Source organism: Methylobacterium sp. J-026 (assembly GCF_022829585.1).
Lineage (GTDB): Bacteria > Pseudomonadota > Alphaproteobacteria > Rhizobiales > Beijerinckiaceae > Methylobacterium.
The window spans coordinates 1-19,401 of sequence record NZ_JAKSYC010000289.1 but is presented as its reverse complement, the minus strand read 5'-3'; the positions used below and the strand labels follow the sequence as shown (position 1 = coordinate 19,401).

Genomic DNA, 19,401 nt, shown 5'->3' with positions numbered 1-19,401 from the left:
GGATCCCCTGGGGATTCCAGCGTCTGTTATCGGGCAACGCTATATGCCCGAGCGGCGCGTATCGAGCCGCACTCGGCGGGGGAGGGTGGGTCTTGCGTTAGCATGGTTCGGGCGGTGAGAGCCACGGTGCGGACCAGCGCGTAGGCCCTCATGACGCCTGGGACCCATCCGGCGGCCGGGGTCCCCTCTCCTGCCCCCCTTCGGGGGCAACCCTCCCCCGCAGAGGGGGGAGGGAGCCTCGCGGAACCGCTTGCGAGCGCGCTCTACGACCTCAGTGCTTCTGCTCGCAGCGGGTCTTCACGTAGGCGCCGTCCTCGCCCCGGAAGCCGGAATTGGCCGCGAGCACCGGCCCCTGGATCAGGCATTCCTGCAAGGTGTGGGCGGGGCCGGTGACCACGTCGATGGCGGTGTCGCGGGAGCAGTCCGGGGCCTGGACCGAGGCGGCGCAGATGAGGGCGACGACGAGGATCTGGTTCATGGGGCCTCCCGGAGCGGCCCGGCTTCTCGGACGGCGGGCACCAGCAAGCGAAAGGCGCGGGTGCCTGTCAGGGTTCCATCACGCCAGTGCGGCAAGGTCGGCACCGCCCTCGATCGCCTCCGGGCTCGGCACCCGGGCCTCGCCGAGGAGGTGCAGGAACGCCGTGAACGGCGCGTTGCGGCCGATGCTGCAGGCCGCCACCGCACGGCCCTCCCGGACGTAGTAGGCGATGAAGTCGAGCGCGGCGGGATCGCCCTGCAGGATGATCCGCTCGAAATCCGGCGCGTAGCCGCCGTAATCGAGGCGCTTGTCGCCCTGATTGCTCCAGAAGAACGGCGCCCCGGAGAAATCGCCCGGCGCCCCCAGGATCGCCCGGGCCGCGTGGGTGCCGTGCTGCTGGGCGAGCCGCCAGTGCTCGATCCGGGCGGTGACCCCGCTGCCGTGCTCCCGGAAGGCCGCGATGTCGCCGGCGACCCAGACGCGGTCGGCGAGCCGCAGGTCGGCCCCCACGGGGATCCCGCCGGTCTCGTCCGGTTCCACGCCGGCGATGATCCCGGTCTCCGGCGCAGCCCCGGCGCCGATCAGGACGAGATCGGCCGGCAGGCTCCCGCCCGACTCGGTCTCCACCGACGCGACGCGGCCGTCGCCCACGATCCGGGCGACGCTCCCGGTCACGAAGGTCACGCCGTTGCCGGCATGGTAGCGCTTCAGGGCCGCCCCCACGGCCTCGCCGAAGCGCTTGGCGAAGGGGATGTCCTCCCGGGACAGGACCGTCACGGCGAGGCCGCGCTTGGTCAGGAAGGCCGCGGCCTCCAGGCCGATGAAGCCCGCCCCGATCACCACCACGCGCTTGGCGGACTCGGCGGCCGCGCTGAGCCGCACGGCGTCGTCGAGGCTGCGGAGGGTCATCACGCCGTCGAGGTCCTTGCCCTCGAAATCCGGCACCACGGCGCGGCTGCCGGTGGCGATCAGCAGGGCATCGCCCGTGATCGTGCGCCCGTCCGCCAGGGTGACGCGGCGGGCGTCCGGTTCGATCCGGGTGGCCTCGGCCTCGATCCGCTCCACCCCGTGGGCCGCGGAAAAGTCCGGCTCCAGCAGGGTCTTCTCCGCCGGGGTGGGCTTGGCCAGGAACTGCTTGGACAGTTTGGTCCGGTCGTAGGGCGGGTGGGCCTCGCGGCCGACCATGGTGATCGCCCCGGAGAACCCCTCGCGCCGCAGCGTGGTGACGCAGGCGACCGCGGCCGCGCCGGTGCCGACGATGAGGACGCGGGCGACGGGCGTCTCGGCGCGCTTGGCCGGCGCGGGCTCCGGGGTCAGGGTCGCCACGGCCTCGCCGCCCTCGATCCGGACGGGATAGCGCGTGAGCCCGTCCAGCGCCGGCGGCTCCTCCAGGCTGCCGTCGGCGACCGCGAAGGCCGCCTTGTGCCAGGGGCAGTAGAGCCGGCCGCCGCAGATCTCGCCCTTGGCAAGCGGCGCCCCCAGATGCGGGCACTTGGCCTGGAAGGCGCGCACGCCGTCGACGTCGCGCACGAACAGGACCGCGTCCTCGCCCGCCTTGCCCTCGGCCTTGCCGCCGAGGGGGATGGCATCGAGGGCGATCCGGATCTCGCGGGGCTTGTCCTGGTCCATGCTCGCCTCGCTCGATGCCCGCCCGGGCCGCCGCGGCCCCGCGCACCAAACCGCGAGGCCGCCCGGGGTTTCCGGGGCGCGGGGTCGCAGGCCGGCGCGGGCTCAGCCCTGGTTGGCCACCGCGACCCCGAGGGCGGCCAGCGCCATCCCGGCGCCCTGGAGCGGCGTCAGCACCTCGCCGAACAGCAGGTAGCCGAGCACGGCCGCCACCGGCGGCACCAGGAAGAACAGGGCCGCCACCCCCGCCACCGCGCCCCGCCGGATCAGCGCCAGCAGCAGCAGGATGCCGGCCACCGAATTGACCAGGACCGCCCAGGCGAGCCCCAGCCACAGGGGCGCCACCGGCTCGAACGACGCGCGGCCGAAGGCAAGCGCCAGGGGAATCGCGCAGGCCATGCCGCCGACGAACTGGAGCGTCGCCCCGGCGAGCAGATCGATCCGGCCGCCGGTACGCTTCTGCCAGAGGGTGCCGAGCGTCAGCGCCAGGACCGCCAGGAGGCTGACGGCGAGGGCCCAGGGCGGGATCCCGGACGGGTCGGTGGCGCCGAGTTTCGGGGCGAGCACCAGCCCGGCCCCGGCGAAGCCCATCAGGATGCCGAGGGCCCGCCGGCCGCTGACCCGCTCGCCGAGCAGCGGCCGCGCCAGCAGCGCGGTCAGGAGCGGCTGGAGGCTGCCGACCAGCGCGGCGATCCCGGCGGGCAGCCCGTGGCTCACCGCCCAGAACACCCCCGATAGGTAGATCCCCTGCATCAGGAAGCCCGCCACGACGGGATCGCGCCAGCCGGCCCAATCCCCCGGCCAGCGCACCCGGGACGCCGCGGCGATCCCGGCCAGCACCAGGGCGACGGCGGTGAACCGGAGTGCCGTGAAGGCCAGCGGATCGGCGTGCGGCACCACCGCCCGGGCGGAGACGAAACCCGTCGCCCAGATCGGCACGAACAGGGCCGGGAGGGCGCCGGCGGCGCGCGTCGAGGGTCGCGGAGCGTTAAGCATGGCCGTATCTTAAGGCGCCTCCGGGCCGCGAGTCGCAACGGCGATCCGATGCGCCGGTCCGGCGTGGCGCGGGCGCGTCACCGCTTCGTGTTCGGGACCGGATCGCGTCGTCCGCGTTGACGGGCCGGCCCCGGCGCCGTTCATCGGCGTGCCGCGCCGTTCCCGAGGATCGTTGGACACCCGTGAAACCTCTCCGCAGCGGATTACAGGTCATGGGCGTCGCCGCGCAGCGCTTCGTCTCCCATGACGGCTGGGCGATCGCCAGCCACATCGCGCTCTCGACCCTGACCTCCCTGTTCCCGTTCCTGATCCTGCTCGCGGCGCTCGCCGGCCTGTTCGGCACGCAGTCGCTCGCCGACGAGGCCGGGGTGCTGATCTTCGACGCCTGGCCCCGGGAGATCGCCAAGCCGATCGTCGGCGAGGTCCACCGGGTGCTCACCGAGCAGCGCAGCGGCGTGCTGACGCTGGGCGCCCTGTTCGCCCTGTACTTCTCGTCCTCGGGGGTCGAGAGCCTGCGGGTCGGGCTGAACCGGGCCTACGGGCTGCGCGAGAGCCGGCCCTGGTGGCTGACCCGGCTCGAATCGATCGGCTACGTGGTCTGCGGCGCCTTCGCCATGCTGGCCTTCGCGCTGCTCGTGGTGCTGGGCCCGCTGATCTGGCGCAACGTCGTGCTGGTGGCGCCGGGGCTGGAACCCCTGAGCCTGACGGTGGCGATCGGGCGGATCGCGGTCACGGCCCTGCTGCTGAGCGTGATCCTGGTCATCGCCCACAAGTTCGTGGCCGCCGGGCGCCGCTCGATCCTGTCGGTGCTGCCGGGGATCGGGGTGACGCTGGTCCTGTGGTTCTTCGCGGGCCTCGGCTTCGGCTTCTACCTCGACCGGTTCTCGAACGCCTACGCGTCGACCTACGGGGGCTTGGCCACCGCGATGGTGTTCCTGGTGTTCCTGTACTGGCTCGCCGCCATGTTCCTGTTCGGCGGCGAGATCAACGGCACGGTGATCGCCGCCCGCCGCAGCCGTCTTCAGGCGAAGATGCTGGCGCGGCGCGCCGAGATGGAGGGACGATGGACGGGATCGAGCACCTGAGGATCCGCGCGAACGGCGCGGACATGCACGTCGCGCGCTGCGGCACGGGGGCGCCGCTGCTGCTGCTCCACGGCTGGCCGGAATTCTGGCTGACCTGGGAGCCCGTGATGGAACGGCTCGCGGCCCGCCACACCCTGATCGCCCCGGACCTGCGCGGCTTCGGCGACAGCGACAAGCCCGAAGGCCCGTTCGGGGCGTCCGATCAGGCCGCCGACATGGTCGCCCTGCTCGACGCCCTCGGGATCGCGCGCGCCGGCATCGTCGGCCACGATGTCGGCGGGGCGGTGATCCAGGCGCTCGCCCGCGCCCATCCGGAGCGCTGCGCCGGCCTGGTCCTGTTCGACTTCGTCTATCCGGGCATCGGCCCCCGCCTCGGGGCACCCGACCGCCTGAACGAGATCTGGTACCAGTCCTTCAACCAGATGGACCTGGCGGTGCAGCTGGTCGGCGCCAGCCGGGCGAGTTGCGCCGCCTATATCGGCCATTTCCTGCGGCATTGGTCACACCGGAAGGACGCGTTCGACGGGGTGCTCGACGCCTTCGTGGACAATTTCCGGAAACCCGGAAACCTCGCGGGCGGCTTCGCGCATTACCGGGCGGCCCATGCCGGCCGGATCGCAATGCTCGAGGGCGAGGCCCCGCCCCTGCCGCCGATCCCCGTGCCGACCTGCGTGCGCTGGGCCGAGCACGACCCGATCTTCCCCTCCGCCTGGACCGACCGGCTGGGCGAGACCTTCTCGGATCTCGATCTGGCGCTGTTCCCCGGCGTCGGCCACTTCCCCCACCGGGAGGATCCGGACCGGGCGGCGGAGGCGATCGCGGGGTTCTTCGCGCGGATCGGGTGGGTGTGAGGCATCGCGCGTCCCGGCCGCGCCCCGAAGGCCCCGAAAAATCTCCGTTCGCCGCGGAACCCGGCCACGATCGGGACGTTACGCGCGGGCGAGGCCCGGAAACGGGCTCGCGGGAGGGCGCCGGGCACGGTGTCCGGCGTCGCTTGTAGTCACGTTGCTCATCGGAGGATGTGGTTATGAGGACTTACGACGTTTCGCCCCTGTTCCGGTCGTCCGTCGGGTTCGACCGGCTGTTCGAGTTGCTCAACCAGGCCGAGCAGGTCGAGCCTTCGGCCGCCTGGCCGCCCTACAACATCGAGAAGGTCGCCGAGGACCAGTACCGCATCACCATGGCGGTGGCGGGCTTCACCCCCGACGAGATCGAGCTGACGCAGCAGGACACCACGCTCCTGGTCACCGGCCAGAAGGCGGCCCCGGAGGGCGAGAAGCACTATCTCCACCGCGGGATCGCGGCGCGCGGCTTCCGGCAGACGTTCAACCTGGCCGAGCACGTGAAGGTCGTGGGCGCGACCCTGGAGAACGGGCTGCTCACCGTCGCGCTGCGGCGCGCGGTGCCGGAGGCCCTGAAGCCCCGGCGCATCGCCATCGGCGGCGTCTCGACGCCCTCCGGGCAGGACAATGCCCCGGCGCAGATCGCACCCGAGCGGCCGGTTCACGGCGAAGCCCGGCGCGACGCCAAGGCGGCCTGATCCCGGTCACCTCCTGGACCGGGAGACGACACCTCCGCGCGGGTCCCCGGACCCCGGGGCCCGCTTCCGCAACGGCACCCCTTGCGATGGCGTGACAACCATGAGCGTGAGAGATCTGATTCCCTGGACCCGCAGCACCGGCGCCCCGGCAGCGGGCGGGTTGGCAGCGGGCGGCTTGGTGACCGAGCCGGCGAGCCCGTTCCCGACGCTGCACCGCGAGATGAGCCGCCTGTTCGACGACGGGTTCGGCGGGTTCGGCGGCGCCCCGAGCCCGCCCGGCCGGAGCTTCGGCTGGCCGAATCTGACGGAGGCGGAGGGCGCGCTGCGCGTCTCCGTCGAGCTGCCGGGCCTCGAGGAGACCGACGTCGAGCTCCTCATTGCGGACGGCGTGCTCACCCTGAGGGGCGGGAAGCGCGCCGAGACCACCGACACGGCGCGCGGCTGCTCAGAGCGCAGCGACGGCCGCTTCGAGCGGTCGATCGCCCTGCCCGTCGCGGTGCAGGAGGACAAAGCCGAGGCGACCTTCCGCGACGGCGTCCTCACCGTGACGCTGCCCCGCGGGGCCGCGGCGCCGGAGCGCCGGCGCCGGATCCCGATCAACGGCACCGGCGGCGCGACGGCGACGCACTGAGCGCCACCGCTCCGGCCGGCTTCGGGCCGAACGCAGGACGTGGCGGCCGGCGCGGACCGACGGACCGTGCCGGCCGCCCCAACCTTTGCGCGAATGCGGAGGATTCCATGCAGCAGAGCGACACCACTTCCACCCGGTCCGGCCGGGTCCGGACCGGGATCGAGCGCCTCGGCCCGATGGCGGCGGCCCATCTCCGGGCGGCCGCGGTCGACCCCTTCGCGGCCTTCGTGGCGCCGGGCGACGTCTTCCGGCACCCCCGCGAGGTGCTGGCCTATCCCGGCCTGTCGCCCGGCGAGAAGCGAGCGATCCTGGCCTCCTGGGCCTCCGACGCCCGGGCGGTCGAGGCCTGCCCGACCCTGCGCTGCCTGCCGGGCTGCCGGGCCGAGCCCGTCCCGGTCGACGCGGTCCTGGCGGCGCTCCAGGCCCTGGACCAGGGCCCGGCCGCGCCGGCCCCGCGCCGGCCATCAATCCGGGCCGCCGTCACCCGCCGCGGGCGGACGGCGCCCGAACCCGTCCTGAACTGAACCCGGAGGGCCTTCGATGACGACATTCGACCTGAAGGATCGACACCCCGTCCCGGGGCGCCTGTGGCGGGCCTGGGCCCGCGCCCCGGCGGGCGAGACGAACCGGACCGTGCTGGGCGTCTGGCTCCTGTCCGCCCTGCTGTGCCTGGCCCTGGCGGCGCCCTGCCCGCCGCCGGCCCTGCCCTGGGTCGCGGCCGGATTGCTGAGCCTGTCGGGCTTGGCGTGGCTCGCCGTCGCCCTCGTCCGGGGCGGGCCGCCGGCGGCGTCCCCGAACCTGACCGCCTGGGACGCCGCCCTGCTGTCCTTCGCGGCGAGCTTCGGCGTGCAGGCGGCCGCGCGGCTCGGGCTCCTCGGCGCCTGACCCGCGCCGGCAAATCCCCAAGACACACCGCGCCCCGGAACGCGCGCACCGGCTCCCGGGACGAGGCGGAGCCGGGGCTCGGGCGCACCGGCCCGGCTCCGGTTTCCGATACGAGGCCGAGATCGGTTTGGGAGGTCCCCATGGAGGAACGGACAATCGGATTGGACCACAACACCCGCCCCCGGCACCCGGTCCCCCGGAGCGCCGGAACCGGATGGCCGGGGCGGGCGGGCGCGCCGGATCTGCCGGACCTGGAGCGGGCCCTGGTCAACCCGGCGGCGGTGTTCGCCTCCCCCGCGGAGGTGCTCGCCCATCCGCGGCTGCTGCGCGCCTGCAAGCGGGAAATCCTGCGGCGCTGGGCCTGGGACGAGTACCTCAAGGAGGTGGCCGCCGCCGAGGGCATGGCGGAGGGCGAGCCGTCGCTGCTCGACGCCGTGAAGGCCGCCCTCCTGGCGCTCGGCGAGACTGGGCACCCCCACCCCGCGGCCCCGGCCGCGGCGATCCCCGCATCCTGGGAGGCCGAGCGCGCCGCCGCGTGAGGGATGGTGAAAGGTCTGGGCCCGCGCCCGGGCCGTCAGCCCCCGGTTCCGGGCTCCGGGGCGGGGCACGAGAACCGGAACTCCGTGGCCGCCGTGAAGGTCTCCCCCGGCCGGAGCACCGCCGAGGGGAAGTCCGGCTGGTTCGGGGCGTCGGGAAACGCCTGCGTCTCGAAGCAGACCCCGTCGCCGGAGCGGTAGAGGCGTCCGGACGGGCCGGTCAGCGTGCCGTCGAGGTTGTTGCCGCTGTAGAGCTGCAGCGCCGGCTGCGTGGTCCACACGTCGAGCCGGCGCCCGCTGCCGGGATCCAGGCAGGTGGCGGCCGGCCGCAGGGTCCCGGCGGGCCCGCGCAGGGCGAAGGTGTGGTCGTAGCCCTTGGCGTAGGCGAGTTGCGGATCCCCGTCGCGGATCCGCGCCTCCAGGGGGCGCGGCGTGCGGAAATCGAACGGGGTGCCGTCCACCGGCCGGAGCGCGCCGGTGGGGATCTGGGTCGCGTCGGTGGGCGCGAACGCATCCGCCTCGACCTGCACGACGTGGCCGAGGACGCTGCCCGCCCCCTCCCCGGCGAGGTTGAAATAGCTGTGGTTGGTGAGGTTCAGGACCGTCGGCCAGTCGGTTACGGCGGCGTAATCGATCCGCAGCACGCCGTCCGCCGGCAAGCTGTAGGTCACGCGGATGTCGAGGGTGCCCGGAAACCCCGCCTCCCCGTCCGGGGAGCGGCGGCTCAGGACGAGGCGCGTCGCATCGGACGATTCCACCCGCCACAGGCGCCGGCCGAAATTCTCCGGGCCGCCGTGCAGGGTGTTGGGGCCCTCGTTGATTGGGAGCTGGTAGCTGTGCCCGTCGAGGCTGAAGCGCCCGCCGGCGATGCGGTTGGCGTAGCGGCCGACGATCGCGCCGAAGCTCGGGCTCACGGTCTCGTAGCCCGCCAGGGTGTCGAGGCCGAGGACGACGTTGGCCGAACGGCCGGCCCGGTCCGGCACCTCGATCGCCGTGACGACCGCGCCGAACGCGATCACGGCGACGCGCAGGCTCCCCCGCATCAGCACGTGCCGGTCGACCGCCTGCCCGTCCGCTGTGCGCCCGAAACATTCACCCGCCATGCAGTCTCCTCCACGCTCCACCCGCGCTGAACGACCCGCCGCCGCGGCGCAGACCGGTCCGGCGTGACGGCTGTATCAAGGATTTGCAGCCGTTGCCGAATGCACCGGGATCGGCGACGCGCCGAGGATGTAGACCTGGATAACCCAGTGCCTCCGTCGAGAGGCGGCTCGCGACCCGTTGCGGGCCCCGGGAATGTCGGCTGAAAGACAATGGCAAATCGGCTGCGCCTGACTCGGAAGCTGATGCTGAGCAATCCAGTTCTTATCGAAGCTCGGCCTGCGCTGGTCGAGATGCTTCGGTTTTTTCGATGTCTACGAGTCATACGCCAATCATACGGGATAATTTTCAGATCACCTGTTTAGCGGTGTTGGCTAATGGCGCAGTCACCCTCGAGCCTCGCAGGTGAGACCGCTGCGCCTCTCCTGCCTTTGATGCGGCGCCATTGTCTCCATTGCTGATTTTTAATCAAATAGTCATGAGATAAAAAGACCCAAACTATATTATAGGCACATGGGATTGATCGTACCAATAAGGTCAAAGATCCCACTTCTAGCTCAAATGGAACAATACCGATGGCTCACCAGAGATCACTCGCCGCGGCACTCGTGCTCACGACCCTCCTCGGTGGCACCGCATTCGCGGCCGAGCAAGCGGCCCAGGCGAACGCCGCGCAGACCAGTATGGTCGGCAAGGATGTCGGCAAGCTCTCGAAGGACGGCGCGCAGGGCTTCAGAGACCTCCAGCTCACGCGCCTCGCCATCTTCGAGGCGAACCCCGCCCAGGCCAAGGACTTGATCGGCAAGACGCAGGCGGCCTTCGCCAAAGCGAAGACCGACGATGCGCAGTTCAACAAGGCGGAGGCCGATCTCAGGACACAAGCCGACCTCGCGGGCCACAAGGCCACGACCCCGGCCACGACCCCGGCCACGACGACCGAGGCCAAGCCGGCCTCTCAGGAACAGATCGCCTGGGTGCCGGTCGATGCGCAGTTGACCCTGGGTGACGACTTCGTCGCCACGCCCGAGAAGGCCTCCGCCGTGACCGAAGCGAATAAGAACCTCGCCCAGGGCGACCAGAAGGGCGCACTGGAGAAGCTCAAGCTCGCCCATGTCGACGTGAACTTCACGATGGCCGTCCTGCCGCTGAACAAGACCATCTCCGATGTCGATCAGGCGGCCACGCTGATCGGCCAGGGCAAGTATTACGAAGCCAACGCAGTCCTGAAGACGGCCCAGGACAGGGTCCGCTTCGATATGATCGATGCCATCGCGCTCCCGCAGAAGGGTAACGCCGCCGCGAACACCGACGCGTCGCAGGCGCATGGCTCCGCCGCGGGCGCTAAAGCCGGCAAGTAGCAGCATTCTGGTCGTCCGGCGCATCGCAGGGTGCGCCGGTCGGTCCGCCTACGGGGCGCTGCCAACCTGCCTGCACCTTCGCGGCGCCGACCTTCCGATCCACCCCTCTGCCGGGCCTCAGAGCAGAGGCGGGCGCGAGGCTGTATGTCGGTTTCCGAGCAGCCACTCAGGACGGCTTTCGGCAAGTGCTGAGAGCGGCCGGCGTGTCCGACAGGGTTCGGATCCGGAACGCCCGCATCAGGGCGATGGATCAGGGTCCGCTCTCCACCCCGACCCGCCCCCGCGCGTGAGCCCTCACGCGCCGTCGTGCGACAGCTACCGCTTCCACACGCCGAGCCGCTCGCTCCGGGCGTGGTCCTCGGCCGCGACCAGTTCGGGGCTCGCCTCCGGGGAGGCGCGGCCGCCGCCGTTGAACAGCACCACCTCGGAGATGTCGCGCCCGTCGACGAGGCAGTTCAGGGTGGCGCTGCCCGGCGCCGGCTGACAGGTCACCGGCCGGGTGCCGATGTAGCGGGCCAGCTCGTCCGCCTGGCCGCCCCGCACCCACTCGACGCCGAACAGGTGCACGACCTTGCCGCCGACCTTGAGGGTCGCGGTGTCGATCACCTGGGCCTGCCCGGTCACGGCGTTCGGCGGCAGCGGCGCGTCGGGCTCGGGATCGCCGGCGGTCTCGGGGGGCGGCGTCACGGTATCGGGGGCGGCAGGGGCTGGCGAGGCAGGGGCAGGCGAGGCGGTGGGCGGCACGCTCGGGGCGGCGCCGTTCGCCGTGTCCGTCCGGGCCGGAGCCGCGGGGCGCGCGGAGTCGGGGGTTTGGCCCTCCAGGACGAGCCCCGCGGCGATCACAGCCGCCAGGGTACCCGCGCCCGCACCCAGGAGCCAGCGGCGCTGCCGGCGCGCGCCGTCGTCCATTGGGGCCCCGCCGAAGCCGAGCCGATCGCGCAGGTGGTCCAGGCCGTCGCGGACCGTCTCCCCGAACCGGCCGGGCCCGGCATTCCAGGCCGCCGCCGGATCCGGCTCTCGGGGGGCTCCTTGGGGACTTTCCTGGGGCGCGCCGCCGGCCGCGTCGGCGCTGGCGGGGGGGCGGCCGAACCGGCCGCGCAGGCGCGTCCCCAGGGTCGCGAACCGGCCGGCGGCGCTCTGGGCCAGCACCCGGCCCTGCTCGGAGGAGCGCTCCGCGAGGGAGCGGGCCCGCTCGGACTGGGTCCCGACGAACCGCGCGGTGGCGGCCGTCATCTCGTAGGCGCCGCTCAGCAGGGCTGAATCCCGGGCCTCGTCGGCGGTGGCCGGAACCGGCTCCGCCTCGGGGGGCAGGAACAGGGCGGGATGCCGCTCGCGCAGCTCCGCGACCAGATCGGCCAGGGTCATCGGCTCGGCGGTGTCACCCCGCAGGCGCACGGCGCCCTGCCGGTCGAGCACGCGGATACTGGTGCCCGCCGCGTCGGGGACGCTCGCGGCCTCGGCCAGGAGTTCGAGGGTCCGGATGGCCACGGGGCGCGGACGGGCATGGGCAACCGCGGCCCGGATCGCCGCGCGCAGGGCGCTCCGGTCGGGACCGTCGAGCACCGGACGGGCCGGGTCCGCCTCCTGTTTCGCCACAACCGTTGAAGACGTCATGCACCCGATCCCGGCCTCACCGGCGCGCGGCCCGGAGCCCGCCCGACGGGGCCCAACCGGGAGCGCCTCACGCAACGTCCGAGCGCCAGGATCTATCCCTTAGCGCATCGTCCCGGACGCCGGAACCGGGGGCGGCTCCGGCCCGTCCCGCGGCGGCGGGATGGTGCCGGGGGACTCTCACGCCTTGCCGGGGGAGGCGGCCAGGCTCCCGGCCTGGATGCTCCGCCGCAGGACGCGCCCGGTCTCGCCCAGGATGTAGGGCCGCGTCCCCGCGAAGCCCACCTCCAGGATCAGCTCGGCCTCGCCGCTGGAGACGGCGCCGCGCCCCGGATTGGCCGTGCGGAAGGCGACGAGGGTGCGGATCGTGCAGGTCTCGGCATCGCAGGCGGTGCGCATCGCCCGCGGCTCGTAGCGCCGCTCGGGCCAGCGCTGGACGAAGCTGCGCTTCTCGGCCACGAGCGCCGCCGTCGTGACCGGCCGGCCGTAGAAGCGCACGCGGGTCGCGTAGAACTGGGTCGCGGCGCCGACCATGGTGTCGTTGGAACCCGAGACGGTGGCGAGGTAGCTCGCCGTCAGCGCCCGGGCCGCGGCGGCGCGCTCGGCGGACGCCCCCGGCGCCGGGGCGAAGGCGGCCGGCGTCTCCGCGAGCCGGTGCGGATGACCGGCATGGCGGCGCAGGGTCTCCCGGACCGGCGGACGCTCCAGGGCGGCGGCCCGCCTCGGACCCGGCACCCGCGTCGCCGCGGCCTTCGGCAGGGCGTCCTCGGACGGTTCCGGCGTGGCGGCCTGACGGACCGGACCCTCGGTCTGGGCCTTCACCGGCGCCCTGCCGGAATCCGGCGGATTGGCCGCCGCCTTCATCGGCTCCCGTGCGGGTTCCTGCGCGGGCCCCTGCGCGGCACCCGGCGCCGGCGCGGCGGCCCGGGGCGGCGGGTCGACCCAGGCTGCCCGGGGCGCCGTGCCCTGCTGGGCCGCGGCGGCGCCGGCAAAGGCGAGCGGCAGGACCAGGCCGAGGGCCAGGGCCGGGGTTCGGGCGGGGCGTGTGGCGGACATCGGTGTCTTCCTGGCGGCCGGGGCGGGCCTCATCGGGAACGCGCCCGTGTGGGGGAGGGGTTCCACGATCGTCCCGGGCGCGCCACATATCCTGCCAGATTGCGCGGCGGCGACCAGCCCTGGATTGCGGGGATGATGGGGTTGCGTTCGCGCGTTTGGGTACCAAGTCGGGGACAATTCCGGCCTTGGCCGTCTGGCCCGGGCCGCACGCAGGTTCCCATCCCGCCCGCCCCCGCCGCCGCGCCCCGAGGATCCTGTGGCCCGACCCGAACTCCAGGCCCGCCCGACCCCGCGATCCGGGGCCCCCCGATGAGCGCCGCACCGCGCCGGGCCCTGCTGATCTGCAACGCCAAGGCCCGCAACGGCGGCCTCGACCTCGAGGCCGTACGCGCGATCCTGCGCGCGGGCGGGATCGAGCCGGAGGAGCCGCCGCCGGACGCCGATTGCCGCGACACGATCCGCAACCGGGCCGGTTCGGTCGATCTGGTCATCCTCGGCGGCGGCGACGGCACCATGAATTTCGCCGCCCCGGCCCTGGTGGAGAGCGGCCTGCCGCTGGCCATCCTGCCGCTCGGCACGGCCAACGACCTCGCCCGCTCCCTCGACCTGCCCCTCGATCCCCTGGCGGCGGCCCGCTTCATCCCGACCGCCGCGGCGCGGCCGGTGGATCTCGGCTGGGTCAACGGCCATTATTATTTCAACGTGGCGAGCGTCGGCTTCTCGGCCGAGCTCGCGGGGGAGCTCACGGCCAAATCGAAGAAGACCTGGGGGGTGCTCGGCTACGCGGTGGCGGCGGTGCGGGTGCTGCGCCGGGTCCGGCCCTTCACGGTGACGATCGAGCACGACGGCACGGTGGAGAAGGTCACGACGATCCAGGTCTCGGTGGGCAACGGCCGGCACTACGGCGGCGGCATGACCGTGGCCGAGACCGCGGCGGTGGATGACGGCAAGCTCGACTTCTACAGCCTGGAGATCGACCATTGGTGGCGGCTGATCGCCCTGCTGCCGGCCCTCCGCCGCGGCACCCATGGCCGGGCCGCCGACGTGCGCGCCTTCCACGCCCAGGAGATCCGGATCTCGACCCGCAGGCCCCGGCCGGTGAACACCGACGGTGAATTGACCACCCACACGCCGGCCCATTTCAAGGTCGTCCCGAAGATCCTGCAGGTCTTCGCACCGGAGCCCGTGCGCCGCGCCCCCGGCTTCGACCTCGCCGCCCTCGGCGACCGCCTGTTCCCGACCAGCGAGGCCCCCAAGCCGTGACCGACCTGATCCACCTCGCCAGTCAGCCCGCGATCTGGGCCGCCCTCGCGACCCTCGTGGTGATGGAGGTGGTGCTCGGCATCGACAACCTGATCTTCATCTCGATCCTGACCAACAGGCTGCCGCCCGAACAGCAGACCCGGGCGCGGCGGATCGGGATCGGCCTGGCGCTGGTGCTGCGGCTGGGGCTCCTCGGCACCGTGGCGTTCATCGTGCACCTGACCGAGCCGGTCGTCTCGGTTCTCGGCCAGGACTTCTCCTGGCGCGACCTGATCCTGATCGGCGGCGGCCTGTTCCTGCTGTGGAAGGCCACCAAGGAGATCCACCACAGCGTCGATCCCGAGCCCGAGGCGGAGGAATCCGGCGGCGGCCTCGGCTTCGGCGCGGCGATCGGCCAGATCCTGCTCCTCGACCTCGTCTTCTCGATCGACTCGATCATCACGGCGGTGGGCATGACCGCGCACGTGCCGGTGATGATGGTGGCGGTGATCGTCGCCGTGACGGTGATGCTGGTCGCCGCCGAGCCGCTCTCGGCCTTCATCGCCCGGAACCCCACGGTGGTGATGCTGGCGCTGGGCTTCCTGATCATGATCGGCATGGTGTTGATCGCCGAGGGGTTCGGGGCGCACGTGCCGAAGGGCTACATCTACACGGCCATGGCGTTCTCGGCCGGCGTCGAGGGGCTCAATATGCTGGCCCGGCGGCGGCGGCGGGGCGCCAGGGGCGAGGCTCGGGCGCCGGCCGGCCAGGTCGGGCGCGCCTGATGCGGATCCGCGCGGCGCTCTGCCTGCTCGTCCTGTCCGCCCCGGCGCGTGCGGAGCCGCAACCGATGCCCCCCGATTCCGCGATCCTGCACGACCTCGCCCCCACGGGCACGCTCCGGGCGGCGATCAATCTCGGCAACCCGGTGCTGGCGCAGGGCGGCGCGGAGGCTCCGGCGGGCGTGTCGGTCGACCTGGCCAGGGCGCTGGCGCAGAAACTCGGCGTGCCGGTGGCGTTCGTGACCTTCCCGGGGGCGGGGGCCGTCTCGGGCTCGGCGGGGTCCGGCACCTGGGACATCTGCTTCCTGGCGATCGACCCGAAACGGGCCGAGGGCATCGCCTTCACGGACCCCTACGTGCTGATCACCGGCCGCTACCTCGTGCCGGCCGCCTCGCCGATCCGGACCCTGGAGGCGGTCGACCGCCCGGGCGTGCGGGTCTCGGTGGGCCGCGGCAGCGCCTACGACCTGTTCCTGAGCCGGAGCCTGCAACACGCGACCCTGGTGCGGGCGCCGACCTCGGCCGAGGCGGTCACGGCCTTCGCGCGGGACGGGCTGGAGGTGGCGGCCGGGGTCGCGCAGCCGCTCGCCGCCTACGCCGCCGGCCATCCGGAGGTGCGGCTGCTGCCCGGGGATTTCATAGCCATCCCGCAGGCGATGGGCCTGCCGGTCGGGCGCCCGGCCGGGGCGGCCTACCTCGCGGACTTCATCGCGTGGGCAAAGCGCGAGGGGCTCGTGCGCCGCGGCCTCGAGGCCAGCGGGCAGGATCCGGGGCTGGCGGCGCCGTAACGGATCAGGCCGCCTCGACGACCTGAATGCGAAGTGCGAGGCCTGTCGCGCTGGCGATATTGACCAGCGCATCCAGGGAGAACTTGTCGACTTTGCCACGCATCAGGTCGTTGAGACGGGGACGCGTCAGGCCGAGCCGCGCCGCTGCCTTCTCCTGCGGCAGGTTCCACGCTCGGATGCGTTCCCGGATGGCCAGCAACAGGTCGGCACGGGCCGTCATGTTGGCAGCCTCAATGGGCGTATCGGTCAAAGCTTCGAACACGCTGACGAAGGTTTGTGCGGTCATGTCCGAGCGTTCCAATGCCTGCGGGCTTCAGGCGGCGGCCAAATGTGCCAAATCCGCGCCCGCCGAGAGACGCTCCTTGGTATCGAGAATCTCGATGGCAACAACGCGGCCCTCTACGTCGAAATCTAGAATGATGCCGGGTCGGACCTCCTCACTCTCACGCACCACAGTATCGGCGAAGCGGAGATACAGGGCGTCAGCCTCTAGATCGTATCGACCTTTCACATCTGCGCCTTCAGCCGCGATCGAGGAAGAGCGAGCGCGTGCGAGACGTCAACGCCGGTTTTTCCAACATGCGCCCTGCGCTGAGCCCTCACCACCGAGGCACCCCTGCCATTTCCAATCCTCCACCTCATCCTGAGGTGCCGAAGCGCAGCGGAGGCCTCGAAGGAGCCCTCCAGGGCTAGCAGCGCCTTCTGGAGCCCTCCTTCGAGGCCCGCTTCGCGGGCACCTCAGGATGAGGCCGAGGATTGGAGAAACGCTTTCTGAACGGCTCTCTGAGTCGGCACGGAGCGGACTCCTGCATCGAACCTCGGCCGGGGTAGAATCTTCAAACCACCAGATTCACGATCCGCCCCGGCACCACGATCACCTTCCGCGGCGCCTTGCCCTCCAGCACCCGCTGAACCGCCTCCAGGGCCAGCGTCGCCGCTTCGACCGCCTTGGCGTCGGCGTCGCGCGGCACGGTCACGTCCGCCCGCTTCTTGCCGTTGATCTGGACCGGCAGGGTGATCTCGTCCTCGACGAGCAGCCCGGCCTCCGCCTCCGGCCAGGGCGCCTGCGCGGCGAGGCCGGAGCGCCCCAGAACCAGCCAGCACTCCTCCGCCAGGTGCGGCATCATCGGTGCGATGAGCTGGACCAGGATGCCGGCCGCCTCCCCGGCCGCCGCGGGCGTGACCGGACCGCGCAGGCCATCCTCCAGGGCGTTGGCCAGGGTATAGATGTGGGCGACGCAGCGGTTGAAGCGCAGGCGCTCGATATCGTCCTGCACGGAGGCCAGGGCCCGGTGGGCGGCCTTGCGCAGGGGCAGATCGGCGGCGCCGTCTCCCGTCGCCTGTCCGGCGGCGTTCACCAACCGCCAGACCTTCTGGACGAACCGGGCGGCGCCCTGCACCCCCTCCTCGGTCCAGATCACGTCGCGCTCCGGCGGCGAATCGGACAGCATGAACCAGCGCGCCGTGTCGGCCCCGTAGCTCGCGATGATGTCGTCCGGGTCGACCACGTTCTTCTTGGACTTCGACATCTTCTCGATCGGGCCGATCGCGATCGGCGCCTGAGTTTTCACGTGAAACGCGCGGCGCTCGCCCTCCTCGGTGGTGAAGCGGATCTCGGCCGGGGGCACCCAGGCGCCGGCGGCGTCCTTGTAGGTCTCGTGGACGACCATCCCTTGCGTGAACAGCCCGGCGAAGGGCTCGGACACCCCGGACCAGCCGGTCTCGCGCATCGCCCGCATGAAGAACCGGGCGTAGAGCAGGTGCAGGATCGCGTGCTCGATGCCGCCGATATACTGGTCCACCGCCAGCCAATGGTCGACCACGGCCCGGTCGGTGGGGGCGTCGGTGAGCCAGGGCGCGGTGAAGCGGGCATAGTACCAGGACGAATCGACGAACGTATCCATCGTGTCGGTCTCGCGCCGGGCCGGGGCACCGCAACGCGGGCAGGGCACGTCGCGCCAGGCCCGGTCGCGCTCCAGCGGATTGCCGGGCTGGTCGAAGGAGACTTCGTCCGGCAGCTTCACCGGCAGGTCGGAGACCGGCACCGGCACCGGGCCGCAGGACTCGCAATGGATGATCGGGATCGGGCAGCCCCAGTAGCGCTGGCGCGAGACGCCCCAGTCGCGCAGGCGGAACTGGACCTTGCGGGTCGCGACCCCCTCCCCTTCGAGCCGCCGGGCCACGGACTCGAAGGCCTCGTCGGTGGTCATGCCATCGAGGAAGCGCGAATGGATCATCCGCCCATCCTCGACATAGGCGGTGTCGGTGATGACGAACGTCGCCGGGTCCTGGCCCTCGGGGCAGACCACCGGGGTGTTGCCGAGCCCGTACTTGTTGGCGAAGTCGAGGTCGCGCTGGTCGTGGGCCGGGCAGCCGAACACCGCGCCGGTGCCGTATTCCATCAGCACGAAATTCGCCACGTAGACCGGCAGCTCCCAGGACGGGTCGAGGGGATGGCGGACGGTCAGGCCGGTGTCGAAGCCGTGCTTCTCGGCGGTGTCGATCGCGGCCTGCGCGGTGCCGGTGCGGCGGCATTCCTCGATGAAGGCCTGGAGGCCGGGCCTGTCTGCGGCCAGAGCGGCGGCGAGCGGGTGATCGGCGGCGATCGCCAGGAACTTGGCACCGAACAGGGTGTCGGGCCGGGTCGTGTAGACGGTCACCGAATCGGCTGCGCCGGCGACCGGACGGGCCAGGGCGAACCGGACTTCCAGCCCCTCGGAGCGGCCGATCCAGTTCTTCTGCATCAACCGGACCTTTTCCGGCCAGCGGTCCAGCCCGTCGAGGGCGGTCAGCAGATCCTCGGCGAAGTCGGTGATCTTGAAGAACCACTGGGTCAGCTCGCGCTGCTCGACCAGGGCGCCGGAGCGCCAGCCGCGCCCGTCGATCACCTGCTCGTTGGCCAGCACCGTGTGGTCCACCGGGTCCCAGTTCACCTTGGCGGTGCGGCGGGTGACGAGGCCCTTGTCCAGGAAGTCCAGGAACATGCGCTGCTGGTGCTTGTAGTAGTCGGGGTCGCAGGTGGCGATCTCCCGGCTCCAGTCCAGCGACAGGCCCATGGCCTTCAGCTGGTCGCGCATCGACGCGATGTTGGTGTAGGTCCAGTCCCGCGGGTTGACCTTGCGCTCCATGGCGGCGTTCTCGGCCGGCAGGCCGAAGGCGTCCCAGCCCATCGGGTGGAGCACGTTGAAGCCCCGGGCGCGCTTGTAGCGGGCGACCACGTCGCCCATGGCGTAGTTGCGGACATGGCCCATGTGGATGCGCCCCGACGGGTAGGGGAACATCTCCAGCACGTAGTATTTCGGCCGGCCGTCGGCATTGTCGGTCTCGAACAGGCGCCGCTCGGCCCAGGCCTCCTGCCAGCGCGGCTCGGCATCCTTGGCGTTGTAGCGCTCGACGGGCTGGGGGGCGGCAGTGCTGGTCATGGATCCGGTGGGGTGTGGGGCTCGTCGGCCGTTCCGGGGAACACCGACGGCACGGTGGAGCCGCGATAGCATATCTGCGCCGGAGCCGGTCAACGCAGGGCGCGATTCGGGCTTGCGCGGGGCGCGCCAGCACATAGGTCGATGAATAACACGATACACGAGGGCGGCCGTCTCCGGCCTGTTCCAACCCAACCCCCCTCATCCTGAGGTGCCCGCGAAGCGGGCCTCGAAGGAGCCCTCCAGGGATCGCGCGGCTGGCTGGAG

20 protein-coding genes are annotated in these 19,401 nt (G+C 72.2%); 11 read left to right on the top strand and 9 right to left on the bottom strand.

Translation table 11 applies throughout. The features are described from left to right. Positions 1 to 271 precede the first annotated feature (271 nt). The 3 genes from MKK69_RS24980 to MKK69_RS24970 form a co-directional block, all read right to left on the bottom strand. Positions 272 to 478 (bottom strand): hypothetical protein, encoded by a 207-nt coding sequence (locus MKK69_RS24980; RefSeq protein ID WP_243972396.1) that lies wholly within the window; start codon positions 476 to 478, stop codon positions 272 to 274. A gap of 78 nt (positions 479 to 556) precedes the next feature. Further along, positions 557 to 2,107, bottom strand: coding sequence for an FAD-dependent oxidoreductase (locus tag MKK69_RS24975; protein ID WP_243972394.1), 1,551 nt, complete (start codon positions 2,105 to 2,107; stop codon positions 557 to 559). Positions 2,108 to 2,209: 102 nt separating this feature from the next. Beyond that, positions 2,210 to 3,100 (bottom strand): DMT family transporter, encoded by an 891-nt coding sequence (locus MKK69_RS24970; protein WP_243972393.1) that lies wholly within the window; start codon positions 3,098 to 3,100, stop codon positions 2,210 to 2,212. 212 nt (positions 3,101 to 3,312) lie between these two features. Between MKK69_RS24970 and MKK69_RS24965 the strand changes: the two genes are divergently transcribed. The 7 genes from MKK69_RS24965 to MKK69_RS24935 all read left to right on the top strand — a co-directional run bounded on the left by MKK69_RS24965 (position 3,313) and on the right by MKK69_RS24935 (position 7,780). Next, positions 3,313 to 4,185 (top strand): YihY/virulence factor BrkB family protein, encoded by an 873-nt coding sequence (locus MKK69_RS24965; RefSeq protein ID WP_243972392.1) that lies wholly within the window; start codon positions 3,313 to 3,315, stop codon positions 4,183 to 4,185. Then, positions 4,164 to 5,036, top strand: coding sequence for an alpha/beta fold hydrolase (locus MKK69_RS24960; RefSeq protein ID WP_243972391.1), 873 nt, complete (start codon positions 4,164 to 4,166; stop codon positions 5,034 to 5,036). Before MKK69_RS24965 ends, MKK69_RS24960 begins: the two co-directional genes overlap by 22 nt. A gap of 176 nt (positions 5,037 to 5,212) precedes the next feature. Then, complete coding sequence (locus tag MKK69_RS24955; RefSeq protein ID WP_243972390.1) at positions 5,213 to 5,725, top strand: Hsp20 family protein; 513 nt, start codon at positions 5,213 to 5,215, stop codon at positions 5,723 to 5,725. A 100-nt stretch (positions 5,726 to 5,825) separates the two neighbouring features. Next, positions 5,826 to 6,356: an Hsp20/alpha crystallin family protein gene (locus MKK69_RS24950; RefSeq protein ID WP_243972389.1), complete on the top strand. Its 531-nt coding sequence runs from the start codon at positions 5,826 to 5,828 to the stop codon at positions 6,354 to 6,356. Between the two features lie 107 nt (positions 6,357 to 6,463). Next, positions 6,464 to 6,880: a hypothetical protein gene (locus MKK69_RS24945; protein WP_313900883.1), complete on the top strand. Its 417-nt coding sequence runs from the start codon at positions 6,464 to 6,466 to the stop codon at positions 6,878 to 6,880. A gap of 16 nt (positions 6,881 to 6,896) precedes the next feature. Next, entirely contained in the window at positions 6,897 to 7,241 is a 345-nt protein-coding gene (locus tag MKK69_RS24940; RefSeq protein ID WP_243972388.1) for a hypothetical protein, read from the top strand. A 140-nt stretch (positions 7,242 to 7,381) separates the two neighbouring features. After that, positions 7,382 to 7,780 (top strand): hypothetical protein, encoded by a 399-nt coding sequence (locus tag MKK69_RS24935; protein WP_243972387.1) that lies wholly within the window; start codon positions 7,382 to 7,384, stop codon positions 7,778 to 7,780. Positions 7,781 to 7,815: 35 nt separating this feature from the next. Here MKK69_RS24935 and MKK69_RS24930 read toward each other — a convergent pair whose 3' ends face one another. Beyond that, positions 7,816 to 8,880, bottom strand: a complete 1,065-nt coding sequence (locus tag MKK69_RS24930) for an aldose epimerase family protein (RefSeq protein WP_243972379.1) — start codon at positions 8,878 to 8,880, stop codon at positions 7,816 to 7,818. Positions 8,881 to 9,453: 573 nt separating this feature from the next. On the opposite strand from MKK69_RS24930, the gene MKK69_RS24925 reads away from it, so the two are divergent. Continuing rightward, positions 9,454 to 10,236, top strand: a complete 783-nt coding sequence (locus tag MKK69_RS24925) for a YfdX family protein (RefSeq protein WP_243972378.1) — start codon at positions 9,454 to 9,456, stop codon at positions 10,234 to 10,236. Positions 10,237 to 10,551: 315 nt separating this feature from the next. Here the strand turns inward: MKK69_RS24925 and MKK69_RS24920 are convergent, their stop codons facing one another. Then, positions 10,552 to 11,850 (bottom strand): nuclease, encoded by a 1,299-nt coding sequence (locus tag MKK69_RS24920; RefSeq protein ID WP_243972377.1) that lies wholly within the window; start codon positions 11,848 to 11,850, stop codon positions 10,552 to 10,554. A 177-nt stretch (positions 11,851 to 12,027) separates the two neighbouring features. Next, the gene (locus MKK69_RS24915; RefSeq protein ID WP_243972376.1) at positions 12,028 to 12,903 is read right to left on the bottom strand and encodes a hypothetical protein; all 876 of its coding nucleotides are present in this window, start codon (positions 12,901 to 12,903) and stop codon (positions 12,028 to 12,030) included. Positions 12,904 to 13,212: 309 nt separating this feature from the next. Between MKK69_RS24915 and MKK69_RS24910 the strand changes: the two genes are divergently transcribed. From MKK69_RS24910 to MKK69_RS24900, 3 genes are all read left to right on the top strand, one after another. Continuing rightward, positions 13,213 to 14,166: a lipid kinase gene (locus tag MKK69_RS24910; protein WP_243972375.1), complete on the top strand. Its 954-nt coding sequence runs from the start codon at positions 13,213 to 13,215 to the stop codon at positions 14,164 to 14,166. Further along, positions 14,163 to 14,930, top strand: coding sequence for a TerC family protein (locus tag MKK69_RS24905; protein ID WP_243972372.1), 768 nt, complete (start codon positions 14,163 to 14,165; stop codon positions 14,928 to 14,930). The genes MKK69_RS24910 and MKK69_RS24905 overlap by 4 nt, the downstream gene beginning before the upstream one ends. A gap of 65 nt (positions 14,931 to 14,995) precedes the next feature. Continuing rightward, on the top strand, positions 14,996 to 15,715 hold the full coding sequence (locus tag MKK69_RS24900; protein WP_409564878.1) for an ABC transporter substrate-binding protein: 720 nt from the start codon (positions 14,996 to 14,998) through the stop codon (positions 15,713 to 15,715). Between the two features lie 4 nt (positions 15,716 to 15,719). On the opposite strand, the gene MKK69_RS24895 is transcribed toward MKK69_RS24900, so the two are convergent. The 3 genes from MKK69_RS24895 to leuS form a co-directional block, all read right to left on the bottom strand. Continuing rightward, positions 15,720 to 16,001: a helix-turn-helix domain-containing protein gene (locus tag MKK69_RS24895; RefSeq protein WP_243972369.1), complete on the bottom strand. Its 282-nt coding sequence runs from the start codon at positions 15,999 to 16,001 to the stop codon at positions 15,720 to 15,722. 27 nt (positions 16,002 to 16,028) lie between these two features. Next, entirely contained in the window at positions 16,029 to 16,226 is a 198-nt protein-coding gene (locus MKK69_RS24890) for a DUF2283 domain-containing protein (RefSeq protein ID WP_313900882.1), read from the bottom strand. A 325-nt stretch (positions 16,227 to 16,551) separates the two neighbouring features. Then, a complete protein-coding gene (leuS, locus tag MKK69_RS24885; protein ID WP_243972366.1) occupies positions 16,552 to 19,137 on the bottom strand; it encodes a leucine--tRNA ligase in 2,586 nt (861 codons plus the stop codon). Positions 19,138 to 19,401: the final 264 nt, after the last annotated feature.

Coding starts and splice junctions, on each gene's coding strand:
- MKK69_RS24980 (WP_243972396.1), bottom strand. CDS start 478: ATGAACCAGATCCTCGTCGTCGCCCTCATCTGCGCCGCCTCGGTCCAG.
- MKK69_RS24975 (WP_243972394.1), bottom strand. CDS start 2,107: ATGGACCAGGACAAGCCCCGCGAGATCCGGATCGCCCTCGATGCCATC.
- MKK69_RS24970 (WP_243972393.1), bottom strand. CDS start 3,100: ATGCTTAACGCTCCGCGACCCTCGACGCGCGCCGCCGGCGCCCTCCCG.
- MKK69_RS24965 (WP_243972392.1), top strand. CDS start 3,313: ATGGGCGTCGCCGCGCAGCGCTTCGTCTCCCATGACGGCTGGGCGATC.
- MKK69_RS24960 (WP_243972391.1), top strand. CDS start 4,164: ATGGACGGGATCGAGCACCTGAGGATCCGCGCGAACGGCGCGGACATG.
- MKK69_RS24955 (WP_243972390.1), top strand. CDS start 5,213: ATGAGGACTTACGACGTTTCGCCCCTGTTCCGGTCGTCCGTCGGGTTC.
- MKK69_RS24950 (WP_243972389.1), top strand. CDS start 5,826: ATGAGCGTGAGAGATCTGATTCCCTGGACCCGCAGCACCGGCGCCCCG.
- MKK69_RS24945 (WP_313900883.1), top strand. CDS start 6,464: ATGCAGCAGAGCGACACCACTTCCACCCGGTCCGGCCGGGTCCGGACC.
- MKK69_RS24940 (WP_243972388.1), top strand. CDS start 6,897: ATGACGACATTCGACCTGAAGGATCGACACCCCGTCCCGGGGCGCCTG.
- MKK69_RS24935 (WP_243972387.1), top strand. CDS start 7,382: ATGGAGGAACGGACAATCGGATTGGACCACAACACCCGCCCCCGGCAC.
- MKK69_RS24930 (WP_243972379.1), bottom strand. CDS start 8,880: ATGGCGGGTGAATGTTTCGGGCGCACAGCGGACGGGCAGGCGGTCGAC.
- MKK69_RS24925 (WP_243972378.1), top strand. CDS start 9,454: ATGGCTCACCAGAGATCACTCGCCGCGGCACTCGTGCTCACGACCCTC.
- MKK69_RS24920 (WP_243972377.1), bottom strand. CDS start 11,850: ATGACGTCTTCAACGGTTGTGGCGAAACAGGAGGCGGACCCGGCCCGT.
- MKK69_RS24915 (WP_243972376.1), bottom strand. CDS start 12,903: ATGTCCGCCACACGCCCCGCCCGAACCCCGGCCCTGGCCCTCGGCCTG.
- MKK69_RS24910 (WP_243972375.1), top strand. CDS start 13,213: ATGAGCGCCGCACCGCGCCGGGCCCTGCTGATCTGCAACGCCAAGGCC.
- MKK69_RS24900 (WP_409564878.1), top strand. CDS start 14,996: ATGCCCCCCGATTCCGCGATCCTGCACGACCTCGCCCCCACGGGCACG.
- MKK69_RS24895 (WP_243972369.1), bottom strand. CDS start 16,001: ATGACCGCACAAACCTTCGTCAGCGTGTTCGAAGCTTTGACCGATACG.
- leuS (WP_243972366.1), bottom strand. CDS start 19,137: ATGACCAGCACTGCCGCCCCCCAGCCCGTCGAGCGCTACAACGCCAAG.